This is a genomic window from candidate division Zixibacteria bacterium HGW-Zixibacteria-1 (genome assembly GCA_002838945.1).
GTDB lineage: Bacteria > Zixibacteria > MSB-5A5 > GN15 > PGXB01 > PGXB01.
In genome coordinates this window covers 24380-37990 of sequence record PGXB01000036.1, presented here as the reverse complement: position 1 = coordinate 37990, position 13611 = coordinate 24380, and the positions used below count along the sequence as shown (strand labels likewise).

Here is a 13611-nt window from a genome sequence, read left to right as displayed (position 1 = left end):
AATCCCATTGCCGTCGCTTCATGACTGATCTCCTTTGTGAAATCAGCCACAAGATACTCTCTTAACAATCCTTGTCAATTAATGGGGAGCAGTATACAGATTACCCAGTACCTGCATCCGCTGGGGGTAGGCGGCCGGATGGAAATTGATGCGGGAAATGTGAAAGAGAGCAAGACGATAAGAATAAATAGAATCCATCTCGAAGAAGATGCCGGCAAGCTTCTTCATCCGGAGCAGGGCGAGCCATACAGCCGGGTCGATTACAATCGTTGCGGAGTGCCGCTGATAGAGATTGTTTCGGATCCTGATATCGCTTCTCCCGCAGAGGCTTACAATTATCTGTTGAAATTAAGGCAGGTATTGCAGTATCTTGGAATCTGCACCGGAGATATGGAAAAGGGACATCTTCGCTGTGACGCCAATGTTTCGGTGCGCCGTAAAGGGGTTTCGGAACTCGGCGTGAGAACCGAAGTGAAAAACTTGAATTCGTTCAAATACGTGGAAAAGGCGCTGGCATACGAAATTGAAAGACAGGCCGCCCTGATAAAGTCTGGCCAGGCTGTCGAGCAATGTACCATGTTATGGAATGAGAAAAAACAAACGGTCGAGCCGATGCGGACAAAGGAAGCATGTGAGGATTATCGCTATTTCCCGGAACCGGATTTGCCGCCGCTGGTGGTATCTGATGCGCACATTGATCACCTGCGTTCCGGTCTGCCGGAACTTCCCAAGGCGCGGTTTGCCCGGTTCGTACAACAATATAATCTTTCCGATTATGATATCGGCATATTGACCGAGTCGCGGCCGCTGGCTGATTATTTTGAGGCGGTCATGCTCGGTTATTCCGACAGCAAGACGGCTGCGAACTGGATGATTAATGAATTGCTTAAGGTCCTTAATGAGAGAAACATGGAAATCGATAGTTTTAATATTACGCCCGTCATGCTCTCTGATCTTTTAAATCTAATACAATCCGGAGAAATTTCCGGTAAAATTGCCAAAGATGTCTTTGCGCAAATGGTGGTAACAGGGAAGTCGGCGGAAGAAATAATGAAAGATCAGCAATTGTCGCAAATTACAGATTATGATACAATCGCGGTTGTTATAGATGAAGTTCTGGGTGAGGAAAAGGAAAATGTCGAGCGGTTTATGTCCGGCAAAGAACAATTATTCGATTACTTTATTGGGCAGGTGATGAAAAAGACAAAGGGCATGGCCAATCCCGAGCTCGTCAATAAAATATTATGGGAGAAACTGAATGGACTCAAAGGCTAAAATCGCCGTCTTTATTTCCGGCGGCGGCACCAATCTTCAGTCGTTGATAGATGCCTCACAGCAGGGGAGACTCTCGGGCGAAATTGTCCTGGTGGTTTCGAGCAAAGATAATGCATATGGACTGGAGCGGGCCAAAAATGCCGGAATTGACACCTTTGTTTATATAGCCAAAGAATACGCCAGTTCGGAAGATGCCGAACGGGACCTGCTGGAAATGCTGGATGAATACGAAGTCGAATATATCGCCCTGGCCGGGTATTTAAAACTGATTCCGATGTCGGTTGTCCGGAAATACAAGAATCATATTGTTAATATTCATCCGGCGCTTCTTCCCAAATTCGGCGGCAAGGGCATGTATGGCCATCATGTGCATGAAGCGGTTATCGCCGCGGGCGAGAAAGAATCGGGCGCAAGCGTACATCTGGTCGATGAAATTTACGACAACGGCAAAATATTAATTCAGGAAAAAATCCCTGTTCTGCCGGATGACGATCCCGACAGTCTGGCGGCCCGGGTTTTGAAAATCGAACACAAAATATATCCAATCGCATTGGAAAACCTCATAAGAGGGAGGTATAATTAATATGGCGAATTTAGTTATGAGCACAGATATAAAGGATTATCCTTTGTTCAGCCGCGGCAAGGTCCGTGATGTTTATGATCTTGATGAACAACTGCTGATCGTGACCACCGACCGGATTTCGGCGTTCGATGTTATTCTGCCCAACGGTATTCCGGAAAAGGGAAAAATTCTGACCCGGATGTCGCTGTTCTGGTTCGATTTTCTCAAGGATGTGGTCGAATCGCATCTGGTGACCGCCGATGTGGCGCAATATCCCAGACCGCTGCTTAAACACCGCGACATTCTCGAAGGGCGCTCGATGCTGGTCCATAAGGCCAAACGAATCGACGTCGAATGTATAGTCCGGGGTTATATCTCCGGTTCGATGTGGAAAGAACTGACCCAGGCGCGCAAGCAGGGAAAAAATGAGGTGCATGGTTTTAAGTTTCCGCCCGATTTGAAAGAATCGGATAAACTTCCGGAGCCGATTTTTACACCTTCCACCAAATCCGACAGCGGCCATGATGAGAATATCTCCTATGATCAGTTACTGAAGACGGTTGGGGCCGAGACAGCGGAATTATGCCGGAAAAAGTCAATCGCCATCTACTCCAAAGCGGCCGATTATGCGCGCGGCAAAGGGATAATAATCGCCGATACCAAGTTCGAATTCGGCTTTTTGGACGGTCGTTTTATCCTGATTGATGAAGTTCTCTCGCCCGATTCATCCCGATTCTGGCCTTTGGCGCAATATACTCCCGGAAAAGCGCAACCATCATTTGACAAGCAGTTCATTCGGGATTATCTTAACGGCCTTGAATGGGATAAGACGCCTCCGGGACCGAAACTGCCGGAGGAAATTGTGGAGAAATCAGCCGCGAAATACAGGGAGGCGGCCAGACTATTAACGGGGAAATGATAATGAGCGGAAAAATCAAGATAAAGCGGGCTCTGGTTTCGGTTTATGACAAGACCGGACTGGTTGATCTGGGGCGCGCACTGGAAAAATATGATATCGAAATATTGTCCACCGGCGGCACGCTGGCGGCGCTGAAGAAGGAAAATGTCCATGCCATCTCGGTTTCGACTTTCACCGGCGCTCCTGAAATACTCGGCGGCCGGGTAAAAACTTTGCATCCGAAAATTCACGCCGGGATATTGTTCAGCCGTGATAATGAAGACGACCTCGCCCAGATGACGCATCAGGAATACAAACCGATCGACATGATCGTCGTCAATTTGTATCCTTTCGAGCAGACGGTGGCCCGGCCGGGTGTCACGGAAGCCGAGATAATCGAGAATATCGATATCGGCGGCCCGACCATGCTGCGAGCGGCAGCCAAGAATTTTTCCGGCGTAATGGTCGTGACCGATCCGGCCGATTATGCCCGCGTAATCGAGGAACTGGTCAAAAATGACGGCGCCGTCGATCTGGAGCTTCGCCGTGAGTTGGCCGGGAAAGCCTTCAAACTTACCAATACCTATGACAAGGCTATTGCTCATTATTTTGTCGCCGGTCCGCCCGAGAAGAAGGAAGAAGTCTGTGATGAGTTCCCTTCGCGGCTCGATATTGCGGTCAACTTGAAATCGGCCCTTCGTTACGGCGAAAACCCGCATCAAAAGGGCGCTTTTTATGCCGACGAAAGTTTTACCGGGCCGACTTTGGCGCGGGCCGAGGTTCTGGCCGGCAAGGAGCTTTCATACAACAACATCGCCGATCTCGACGCCACGCTGGATATGCTGCTTGATTTTGAGGAGCCGTTTGCATGTGTAATTAAGCATGCCAACCCCTGCGGAGCGGCCACCGGTGCGACTATTGCCGATGCTTATCGCGATGCCCTGGCTTCCGATCCGCTATCGGCTTTCGGTTCGATCATCGGGCTCAACAAACATGTCGATATGGCCTGCGCCGAGTTGTTGAATAAGACTCACTTCGTCGAGTGTATCGTGGCGCCGAGCTATGATCCCGAAGCCTTGACCATGATGATGAAGAAGAAGACCCGCCGCATTTTGGCTCTTCCGGAGATCACCAGGGGCCGCCCCAAAGGAGAAACTGTCCTGAAATATGTTCGCGGCGGAATTTTGTATCAGACGGCGGATGATGTCGTAACTGGAGCCCAATCATTGACGCATGTCACCAATCGCCGCCCGACTGACGATGAGATAAAATCGCTCCTGTTTGCCTGGAAAATGGTCAAGCATACCAAGTCGAATGCCATTGTCATCGTCAAAGGCACCGCCACGGTCGGTATCGGCATGGGGCAGACCTCGCGCGTCGATGCTTCCGCCCTGGCCGTCAAAAGGGCCGGTAAGCGTGCCAAAGGGGCGGTATTGGCATCTGATGCTTTTTTCCCGATGCCGGACGGAATCGAAGTCGCCACCGAAGCGGGAGTTACGGCCATTATACAGCCGGGCGGATCAAAAGGGGATCCGGTTGCCATCGAGGCCGCCGACAAGGCCAATGTTGCAATGGTATTCACAGGTATCAGGCATTTTAAGCATTAGAATTTTGTTTTTGGGCAATTATTGCTTGCATGCTTTTTAAACTATGCTTAAATTGGTGCTGGGTGTTGCAGATTTTGAAAGGATAAATTGTGGGTAACAGGGTTCTTGAAATTGTTGTCTTCCTGATGTCTCATATTAAGGATCATCAGGGGCAATTGGACAATCTGGAGGATGTCTCTTCTTATCTGAAAAGCAACGGCTTTACCGATAATGAGATAAGCTCCGCCTATTCCTGGGTTCTGGATCAACTCCAGAGCGATTCGCAATTTGTCCTCGAGGACACTCAGTCGATCGTTTCCACGCGCATTCTCACCGAGCAGGAACGCCGGCATTTTGCATCAGATGCGATTGGTTACCTGCTTCAACTGAAATATCTTGGCCTTATCAGCGATGCCCTGATGGAGGTGATACTGGAAAGAGCGACACTCATGGGGGCGATGCCGATCGAACTCGATCAATTGAAAATTATCATCGGCGCTTTACTGTTCCGTGAGCCCGATTTTATAGAAGCCGGCAAACAGCAGATATTTTTATTGCCCGATGATGAAGGGCTTGTGAACTAGTTTTCACTCTTCTGAAATTTTGAATCCGCATGTCATTAAAAGATAAAAAGATTATTGTCGGTATCTCCGGCGGGATTGCCGCTTATAAAACCGCTTTTCTTATTCGGCTGCTGAAAAAGGAAGGGGCCGATGTCAGGGCGATAATGACTCGTAATGCCACCTGGTTTATTACGAGATTGACCATCGAAACGCTCTGCCAGCATCCGGTAGCGGTGGAAATGTTTCCCGAGGAGCAGTATGTCGCAACACATCATATCGACCTGGCTTCGTGGCCGGATCTGTTTGTGGTGGCGCCGGCTACGGCCAATTTTATCGGGAAAGTTGCTTCCGGGGTCAGCGACGATATGCTTACTACCGTCGTCTGCGCCGCGCAGGCTCCGGTGATGATCGCGCCCTCGATGAACAGCCAAATGTATCTCAATCCGATTACACTGCAGAATATCGAAAAATTGCGTGCTGTTGGATATATCTTCATCGATCCCAATGTCGGGGAGATGGCTTGCGAGACCACCGGTCCCGGTCGAATGGCCGAACCTGAAGAGATTGTGCAGATCATCAAAAAGCACTTCGAAAAAAAAAAGCTCCTGAAAAATAAGAAAGTTCTTATTACCGCCGGGCCTTGCCGCGAACCTATTGACCCGGTGCGGTTTATATCCAACCGTTCATCCGGAAAGATGGGCTATGCCCTAGCGGCGGCCGCGTATGAAGCGGGCGCGGAGGTGACTCTCGTGTCCGGGCCGGTGGATATGCAGCCCGCTGTGCCGGTTAAACTTATTGCGGTTGAAACGACCGAGCAGATGTATCGGGCGGTCGGCAAGGAATTCAAGAAAACCGATATTTTAATCATGGCGGCCGCTCCGGCCGATTTTACGCCAAAAAAAATCGCTTCACAGAAAATAAAAAAAGAAGCGCAGGGGAGTTTCAAACTTGAATTGTCCTCGACAATAGATATATTGAAGGCGGTTAAGGAAGATAAAAAGAAAAGCCAGAAAATCATCGGGTTCGCTCTTGAGACTGAAAACGGTATCGAAAACGCCACGGCCAAGCTGAAGAAAAAGGGACTTGATCTGGTTGTGCTCAACAGCCTGGAAGATGCCGTACCTTTCGAGAGCGATAAGAACAAGGTGACGCTGATCGACAAAAAGGGGCGCACCGAATCATTACCCACTATGCCCAAGATGGAACTGGCGCGCGTCCTGATTGAACATATAAGCAGGTTGGAATAACATGACTAAACTCAAAAGCCGTCTCGATCCCAAGACCACCGCCTTGCTTGTGAAAGCGGCCCGGAGCCAGGTACAGATCGGGCTGGGCGATATCGTTATCGACCGGGGGAAAGTCAAGCGCAAACAAAAGGAATTGATTCTCAACGGCAGGAATAAAAAGCAGGTGATTCAATATCGATCGCTTTCGTCGCACCAGAAAGGGATCTGCGAATGTCAAAACTGTCCCCTCGGCGCGACCCGGACGAAATTCGTTTATGGTGTCGGCAATCCCAAGGCGGATGTCCTGTTTATCGGTGAGGCTCCGGGGCGGGATGAGGACCTGAGAGGCGAGCCGTTTGTCGGCCGCGCCGGACAGCTTCTGGATAAAATTCTGGAGGCGATAAATTTCAAACGGGAAGATGTTTATATCGCCAATATTCTTAAATGCCGCCCGCCCAATAACCGCGATCCGCAGCCGGATGAAATGCAAACCTGCATGCCGTATTTACTGGAACAGATAAAGCTGATTAAACCGAAAATTATCTGCGCCCTGGGGCGCATTTCCGCCCAGGGACTGCTTCAGACAACCACCCCGCTGGGAAAACTACGCGGCCAGTGGCACGATTTCAACGGCATCCCCTTTATTGTTACCTATCATCCGGCGGCCCTGCTCCGATTTCCATCGTATAAGCGCGATACCTGGGAGGATGTCAAGCGCCTCCGTGAAAAATTTGATGAATTAGCGGCGGAATAATTATATGGCAACCAGGCCCGGTATAGATAAAGAGAAAGATATCGCCCGGCTGCAGCCGCCTCAATCGGTCGAGGCGGAGCAGGATATTCTGGGATCGATTCTGAAGGAGCCGGAAGTCATCTCATCTGTCATCGAAGAGCTTCCCACCAATGAGCATTTTTATGTTCCCAAGCATCGGCTAATATATAAGGCGATTCTGAATCTTTTCGAAAAAAATGAGCCATGCGATATTACCACGGTTGCCGAAGAATTGACCAAGATGAATCAGCTCGACAATATCGGCGGGCGGCTTTATCTGATCGAACTGGTTGATGGCATCGCCACCACGGCCAATGCCGTTTCTTATGCCAAGATCGTCCTCGAAAAATCGGTCCTGCGCAATCTGATCAATACTTCCAGCGAAATAGTGAAAAGCTGCTATAATCTGGAATATGAAGTTACGGAGATTCTCGACCGGGCCGAGCAGAATATTTTTGCCATATCCGAGAGCCGCCTCCGCAAAGGTTTTGTCTCGATGGCCGAACTGGTACCCAGCACTTTTGAGCAGATCGAACATTTCCAGGATACAAAGGGCGGATTAAGCGGGATCGAGACCGGGTTTGCACAACTCGATGCCATGACCGGCGGTTTGCATGATGGTGAATTCGTGGTTATTGCCGGACGTCCGTCGATGGGCAAGACCGCTTTCGCGTTGAATGTTGCCGAATTTATGGCGGTCGATAAAAAAGTCCCGGTCGGTATTTTCTCGATCGAAATGTCGAAAGAGCAATTGGTGCTTAGGCTTTTGTGCGGCCGGGCCAGAATCAGCCAGCATCTGCTTCGCACCAATCGCCTTCGCGATGCCGACTGGCAGAGATTATCGATTGCCGCCGATCCCTTGAGTGAGGCTAATATATATATTGATGATTCGGCCGTTCTGTCGCCGGTTGAAGTGCGCGCCAAGGCGCGGCGTCTGAAGGCCCAGCATAATGTCGGTCTTATCATTGTCGATTATATTCAAATGATGACCAGCGGTGTGCGCGCCGAAAACCGCCAGCAGGAAATGGCGTTGATTTCGCGATCCATGAAGACATTGGCCAAGGAATTGAATATCCCCGTCATTGCCGTCAGTCAGTTGTCGCGAATGGTGGAAATGCGCGGCGGCGACAAGCGCCCGCAGTTGTCCGACCTTCGCGAATCCGGCGCCATCGAGCAGGATGCCGATGTCGTGATGTTTGTTTATCGCCCGGAGTTTTATATGTCGCATCTTGACAAAGATGATCTGAAACGCAAGGAAGTGGAAGGGCGGGCCGAACTTATTGTCGCCAAACAGCGCAACGGCCCGACCGGAGTGGTCAATCTTGCCTTTGTAAAGGACTTTATCAGATTCGAGAATCTGGCTGCCTTTGAACCGGCCATACCTGATACCGATGCCGATTCTCCCTTTTAAGGATGAATAGCGGTGTACCATTAATAGGCCGTCGCGCGATAAATTTTATATCGCGGCTGGGAAGCACCTTCCTGCTTCTTTTCAAGGCCGTATATCATCTCAAATCGGTTCCCCGCTCACTTGGTCTGATTGTCGATCAGTGTTTTATGATCGGCAATAAATCGATTCCGCTTATCCTGATTATCTCGATATTCGTCGGCGCCGTATCGTCATGGCAGGCCGCCTACCAGTTCAAATTTATCGGCGCGCCATTGCGCTATCTCGGCTCAGCGGTCGGCAAAGCGATTGTCATCGAGCTGGCCCCGGTGCTTTCGGCGCTGGTGGTGGCCGGGCGCGTCGGCGCCGGAATTGCCGCCGAATTGGGTACCATGCGTGTCACCGAGCAGATCGATGCCCTGGAATCGATGGGTATCAGCCCGGTGCGCTACCTGGTGATGCCGCGCCTGGTGGCCAGCACCATCATGCTTCCGATACTCGTCATTTTCTCAAATTTCATCGCCGTCCTCGGAGCGTTAGCAGTGTCGGTTCTTTTTGTGGATATATCTTATGAGACATTTCTTAACGGCGTCAGATTCTCTTTCAGTTTCTTCGACATGATGGGCGGTATGCTCAAAGCGACCGTTTTCGGCGCCATTATCGGGCTGGTCGGCTGCCATGAAGGTTTCCGTGCCGCCGGCGGCGCCCGCGGCGTCGGTATTTCGACGACGTATGCCGTCGTTATTTCCTCGGTGATGATTCTCGTCTCGGATTATGTGATTGCCATGGTTCTGTTCAGGATGTAAGTATATGGATGCATATATAAAATTCGACAATGTAAATAAATCCTTCGACGACAAGGAAGTTCTCAGGGGGGTCTCACTCGAAGTGGCCAGAAACGAGTCGATTGTCATTATTGGGCAGTCCGGATGCGGCAAATCGGTGCTTCTGAAACATATCAACGCCCTGATTAAACCGGAGTCGGGATCGGTATATGTCGATGGAAACGATGTGACCGACATGAATTTCAACGATCTGACCGAAGTGCGGAAGAACATCGGAATGCTCTTTCAATCGGCGGCCCTGCTCGACTCATTGACGGTTGGCGAAAATGTCGGACTGGCTCTCAAGGAATGTATGCATCTTCCGGAAAAGGAACGCGACGACATTATCGCCGAAAAGCTGGCGCTGGTCGGTCTATCGGGCACCGAGCAAAAATATCCGGCCGAATTATCGGGCGGCATGCGCAAGCGGGTCGGGCTGGCCCGAGCCATAGCCACCAATCCGGCCATTTTGCTATATGATGAACCAACCACCGGTCTCGACCCGATCACGGCCGACCGGATCAATGACCTCATCATTAATCTGCACACCAGACTGCATGTGACCTCGGTTACGGTGACTCATGATATGACTTCGGCGTATAAGGTGGGTCAGAGGATTGTTATGCTATATGACGGCAAGGTCGAGTTCGAGGGTACACCCGATGAAACCAGAAACAGCTCCAATTCAATCGTCAGGCAGTTTATTCACGGACAGGCCGAAGGCCCGATTAAGATAAATTAAGCATTTATGGATAAAAAGACCAAAACCGCTTATGTCTGCACCAAATGCGGCGCCATTCATCCCAAATGGCAGGGGCAGTGCCGCGATTGCGGCGAATGGAACAGCCTGGCCGAAGAAAGAATTGTCAAATCGAACCGTAAGCCGAAGAAAGTATCTGCAGAGAGACCGCGCACCTTTGCCGAGATCGATGATAATAATATGTCGGGCTACAAGTCCGGCATGGGCGAATTCGACCGCGTCCTCGGCGGGGCTCTGCTGCCCGGAAGCGCCGTGCTTCTGGCCGGCGAACCGGGTATCGGAAAATCGACCTTGATTCTCCAGGCGGCCAATGCTTACTCGAATAACGGCTGCCATATATTATATGTCACCGGTGAGGAATCTCCCGGCCAGATAAAGAAACGGGCGGAGCGGTTGAATGTAGCCGGCAAGAATATTTCGATTGCCAACCTGACCGATCTCGAGCAGATTCTGACCATTCTCGATGAAGAGCAATATAATATTGTCATTGTCGATTCGATTCAGACGGTTACCAGCAGTCTGTTCGATTCGCCGCCCGGGACCATCGGGCAGATTCGCGAATCGGCCGGGCGGTTGATCGAGGCCGCCAAACGGGAAGGTTTCGCCCTGTTTCTGATTGGCCATGTAACCAAGGAAGGACTGGTGGCCGGGCCGAAAATACTCGAGCACATGGTGGATGCCGTCCTGTATTTCGAGGGCGAGAGCCGGTATCTCTATCGCATTTTGCGCACCGTCAAGAACCGCTATGGAGCCACGTTCGAGCTGGGTGTTTTTGAAATGGCGGTTGAAGGTTTGCGCCAGGTGGATAATCCCTCGCTGTTGTTTCTGTCCGATTATGAGGGCATTTCCCGTTCCGGGACAGTCGTGGCCGCCTCATGCGAAGGGAACCGCCCCATCCTGGTCGAGATTCAGGCGCTGGTGTCATCCGCTTCGTACGGAACACCACAGCGGGTGGCGGGCGGCATCGACAACAAAAGACTGGCGCTGCTTCTGGCCATCCTGGAAAAGCGGGTCGGTGTCCCGATGGGCGGCAATGATGTTTTTGTCTCGGTCGCCGGCGGTTTACGGTTGAATGAACCGGCTATCGACCTGGCAGTACTGGCCGCAATTGTCTCATCACTCCGCGATATCCCGGTCGATACCGATCTGGTGATGGCCGGTGAAGTGGGGCTGTCGGGTGAAGTGCGGGCGGTCAGCATGGTTGACCGGCGCGTTGCGGAAGCGGCCAAACTCGGCTTCAAAAAAATCATTATCCCGGCGCATGGCGCCGAGAGTATAACTAATAAGAAAATAGAGATATTGACTGTCTCGACGTTGGACCGGGCCCTGGAATTATTATTTTAGAGGAATATAAATTTATGGACAAAGTTCAGTTAAAGCCGCAGTCGATGTTGATACCGCTTCCGGCCACCATGGTTTCCTGCGCGGCCGAAGGTTTCAAACCGAATATTATCACTATCAGCTGGATCGGGATCGTCAATTCGGAACCTCCCATGCTTTCAATTTCGGTGACGCCCAAGCGGCATTCGCATCAGATGATCAAGATGGCAGGCGATTTTGTGGTCAATCTGACCTCGGAACGAAATCTAAAGGAGGCCGATTTTTGCGGCAACCGCTCCGGGCGCGAATATGATAAGTTCGAGGCGTTGAAGTTGACTCCGATTCCCGGAAAAGTCGTCGGTTCGCCGATGATCAAGGAATGTCCGATTAATCTCGAGTGCCAGGTGCGGGAATCGATGGTTCTCGGCTCGCATGAGATGTTCGTTGCTGAGATCGTGGCTGTGCATGTTGATCTGGATTTGATCGATGATAAAGGAAAAATCAACATTGACAAACTGAAACCGCTGGTCTATTGCACGGTTGCGCGCGAATATCGCGGAGGTTTGACAAAACTGCTGTCTCGCTATGGCGAAGCTGCCGGGAAAAAGGAAAAATAACAGGCATGTCTTCCGGCCCCTTTTCATACAATCTTATCACGCGTGATGGCGACACCCGGCGCGGTACCGTGACCACGCCGCATGGTCAGTTCCAGACACCCGCTTTCATGCCGGTCGGAACCAGCGGGGCGGTGAAGGCCATGACGGCCGAGGATCTTGAAGGCTGCGGGGCGGAAATTATTCTGGGCAACACTTATCATCTTTATCTGCGGCCGGGGGAAAAGCTGATAAGGGAGATGGGCGGTTTGGCCGAGTTCAATTCCTGGCACAAACCGACCCTGACCGATTCGGGCGGCTTCCAGGTTTTTTCGATGCAGGACCTGTCCAAAATCGACGATGACGGAGTTATATTTAAGTCGCACCATGATGGCTCAATGCATCATTTTTATCCCGAAAAAGTGATTCAGATACAGCTCGATATCGGCGCCGATATAATTATGTCATTCGATCAATGCGTGCCGTATCCGGCCGATAAATCCCTGGCCACGACCGGTGTCATGCGCACCTATGACTGGGCCAAACGCGGCCGCAGTTATTTCGATCAGCAGTCAGGCGGTGACAATAATGACATCGCCTTGTTCGGGATTGTCCAGGGATCGGTTTATCAGGAACTGCGCAAAATCTCGGCCGAGCAGCTCGTGGAGCTTAATTTCCCCGGTTATTCCATTGGCGGTCTGGCTGTCGGCGAATCAAAAGCCGAGATGGAAGAGACGCTGGCATACACGATAAAATTGCTGCCTCATGAGAAACCTCGTTATTTGATGGGGGTCGGTTACCCCGAGGATATATTGATGGCGGTTTCATATGGGATCGATATGTTCGACTGCGTTTTGCCGACCCGCAATGCGCGAACCGGAATGGTTTTCACATCCGAGGGGCCGCTTGTCTTCCGCAATGCCGATGTGGCCGATGATTCCCGGCCGCTTGATGTCAATTGCGATTGCCGTGTCTGCCGGAGATACAGCCGGGCCTATATCCGGCATCTGTATAACCAGCGCGAGATTACCGCCCTGGTTCTGGCCACCTATCATTCGACCTACTTTTTCCAAAACCTGATGCGGCGGATACGTGACGCCATTATGGAAAACCGCTTTGATCAATTCCGAAATGAATTTCTTGAAAAATATGAGCAGGGTAGGGACAATGAATAATTTCTGGCGCAAGCGAACCTTCTTATTAATTGCGATCTGTTTGCTCTTCCCGTTATCGGGTTCCTCGCAGGAGTCAAATGCCACCATGCAGTTTTATCTTGATAATGCCTCATATGTCTTTAACCAAAACTATCTGTTCAATTCGACGGCATCGTTTTCGTTTGAGCTCCGTTCGATTTATCACGAGACTGATTATAGGGGAGAGATTAAGAAAATCGACACCGCCGTGTACCTGTTCCATTTCGCGGATGGGAAACTTGATTCGATGAATGTCATCGATTCGACCTCGATGGATAAAAATACTCCGCCGGACAGTTCTATGCCGTTTCTGCCCTGGAATGATTCGCTGAATTTCTATTTTTATCCCAATGATACCGGGGCCGGAAGACTGGCTGTCGGGTTTGAATCGCCGGTCGAAGACAGCATCCGGGCACGGTCCGGATTTATGAATATCAACCGCGAAGATTTTTCGCTGGAGACGGTTTTTCTGCATAGGAGGGATGAAGAAGGGATAAACCGGCAATCATTTGATTATTACTTCGAGCGGGTTGATAACGTTATCAGACCGACACGTTTTGAGACATACAGTCTGAAGATCGCCATTCTCGGGCGGCAATATACCAGGCATATTTATGAATTCTTTGACTATAAATTGGAGACGAGATAATTT

At 50.7% G+C, this 13611-nt stretch carries 14 protein-coding genes; all 14 read left to right on the top strand.

What is annotated here, in order from left to right; genetic code table 11:
* Positions 1-81: 81 nt before the first annotated feature.
* Positions 82-1275 (top strand): Asp-tRNA(Asn)/Glu-tRNA(Gln) amidotransferase GatCAB subunit B, encoded by a 1194-nt coding sequence (locus CVT49_12685; protein ID PKK82662.1) that lies wholly within the window; start codon positions 82-84, stop codon positions 1273-1275.
* Complete coding sequence (purN, locus tag CVT49_12680) at positions 1259-1858, top strand: phosphoribosylglycinamide formyltransferase (protein PKK82661.1); 600 nt, start codon at positions 1259-1261, stop codon at positions 1856-1858. The genes CVT49_12685 and purN overlap by 17 nt, the downstream gene beginning before the upstream one ends.
* Position 1859: 1 nt before the next feature.
* Positions 1860-2756, top strand: coding sequence for a phosphoribosylaminoimidazolesuccinocarboxamide synthase (locus tag CVT49_12675; protein ID PKK82660.1), 897 nt, complete (start codon positions 1860-1862; stop codon positions 2754-2756).
* A 14-nt stretch (positions 2757-2770) separates the two neighbouring features.
* Positions 2771-4342 carry a bifunctional phosphoribosylaminoimidazolecarboxamide formyltransferase/inosine monophosphate cyclohydrolase gene (gene purH, locus CVT49_12670; GenBank protein PKK82664.1) on the top strand — a complete coding sequence of 524 codons (1572 nt, stop codon included), beginning with the start codon at positions 2771-2773 and terminating at the stop codon, positions 4340-4342.
* Positions 4343-4431: 89 nt separating this feature from the next.
* Complete coding sequence (locus CVT49_12665; GenBank protein ID PKK82659.1) at positions 4432-4905, top strand: hypothetical protein; 474 nt, start codon at positions 4432-4434, stop codon at positions 4903-4905.
* Positions 4906-4934: 29 nt separating this feature from the next.
* Positions 4935-6131: a bifunctional phosphopantothenoylcysteine decarboxylase/phosphopantothenate--cysteine ligase CoaBC gene (gene coaBC, locus CVT49_12660; protein ID PKK82658.1), complete on the top strand. Its 1197-nt coding sequence runs from the start codon at positions 4935-4937 to the stop codon at positions 6129-6131.
* 1 nt (position 6132) lies between these two features.
* Positions 6133-6864 carry a uracil-DNA glycosylase gene (locus tag CVT49_12655; protein ID PKK82657.1) on the top strand — a complete coding sequence of 244 codons (732 nt, stop codon included), beginning with the start codon at positions 6133-6135 and terminating at the stop codon, positions 6862-6864.
* Between the two features lie 4 nt (positions 6865-6868).
* Entirely contained in the window at positions 6869-8293 is a 1425-nt protein-coding gene (dnaB, locus tag CVT49_12650; protein ID PKK82656.1) for a replicative DNA helicase, read from the top strand.
* Positions 8294-8295: 2 nt separating this feature from the next.
* Positions 8296-9075, top strand: coding sequence for an ABC transporter permease (locus tag CVT49_12645; GenBank protein ID PKK82655.1), 780 nt, complete (start codon positions 8296-8298; stop codon positions 9073-9075).
* Between the two features lie 4 nt (positions 9076-9079).
* The gene (locus tag CVT49_12640; GenBank protein ID PKK82654.1) at positions 9080-9835 is read left to right on the top strand and encodes an ABC transporter ATP-binding protein; all 756 of its coding nucleotides are present in this window, start codon (positions 9080-9082) and stop codon (positions 9833-9835) included.
* Positions 9836-9841: 6 nt separating this feature from the next.
* On the top strand, positions 9842-11197 hold the full coding sequence (locus tag CVT49_12635; GenBank protein PKK82653.1) for a DNA repair protein RadA: 1356 nt from the start codon (positions 9842-9844) through the stop codon (positions 11195-11197).
* 14 nt (positions 11198-11211) lie between these two features.
* Positions 11212-11790, top strand: a complete 579-nt coding sequence (locus CVT49_12630) for a flavin reductase family protein (protein ID PKK82652.1) — start codon at positions 11212-11214, stop codon at positions 11788-11790.
* Between the two features lie 5 nt (positions 11791-11795).
* Positions 11796-12941 carry a tRNA guanosine(34) transglycosylase Tgt gene (locus CVT49_12625; protein ID PKK82651.1) on the top strand — a complete coding sequence of 382 codons (1146 nt, stop codon included), beginning with the start codon at positions 11796-11798 and terminating at the stop codon, positions 12939-12941.
* The gene (locus tag CVT49_12620) at positions 12934-13608 is read left to right on the top strand and encodes a hypothetical protein (protein ID PKK82650.1); all 675 of its coding nucleotides are present in this window, start codon (positions 12934-12936) and stop codon (positions 13606-13608) included. Before CVT49_12625 ends, CVT49_12620 begins: the two co-directional genes overlap by 8 nt.
* The last annotated feature ends 3 nt before the right edge of the window (positions 13609-13611 follow it).

Excerpts from the sequence above, each read along its gene's own strand:
- CVT49_12685 (PKK82662.1), top strand. The coding sequence starts at position 82 with ATGGGGAGCAGTATACAGATTACCCAGTACCTGCATCCGCTGGGGGTA.
- purN (PKK82661.1), top strand. The coding sequence starts at position 1,259 with ATGGACTCAAAGGCTAAAATCGCCGTCTTTATTTCCGGCGGCGGCACC.
- CVT49_12675 (PKK82660.1), top strand. The coding sequence starts at position 1,860 with ATGGCGAATTTAGTTATGAGCACAGATATAAAGGATTATCCTTTGTTC.
- coaBC (PKK82658.1), top strand. The coding sequence starts at position 4,935 with ATGTCATTAAAAGATAAAAAGATTATTGTCGGTATCTCCGGCGGGATT.
- CVT49_12655 (PKK82657.1), top strand. The coding sequence starts at position 6,133 with ATGACTAAACTCAAAAGCCGTCTCGATCCCAAGACCACCGCCTTGCTT.
- dnaB (PKK82656.1), top strand. The coding sequence starts at position 6,869 with ATGGCAACCAGGCCCGGTATAGATAAAGAGAAAGATATCGCCCGGCTG.
- CVT49_12645 (PKK82655.1), top strand. The coding sequence starts at position 8,296 with ATGAATAGCGGTGTACCATTAATAGGCCGTCGCGCGATAAATTTTATA.
- CVT49_12640 (PKK82654.1), top strand. The coding sequence starts at position 9,080 with ATGGATGCATATATAAAATTCGACAATGTAAATAAATCCTTCGACGAC.
- CVT49_12635 (PKK82653.1), top strand. The coding sequence starts at position 9,842 with ATGGATAAAAAGACCAAAACCGCTTATGTCTGCACCAAATGCGGCGCC.
- CVT49_12630 (PKK82652.1), top strand. The coding sequence starts at position 11,212 with ATGGACAAAGTTCAGTTAAAGCCGCAGTCGATGTTGATACCGCTTCCG.
- CVT49_12625 (PKK82651.1), top strand. The coding sequence starts at position 11,796 with ATGTCTTCCGGCCCCTTTTCATACAATCTTATCACGCGTGATGGCGAC.
- CVT49_12620 (PKK82650.1), top strand. The coding sequence starts at position 12,934 with ATGAATAATTTCTGGCGCAAGCGAACCTTCTTATTAATTGCGATCTGT.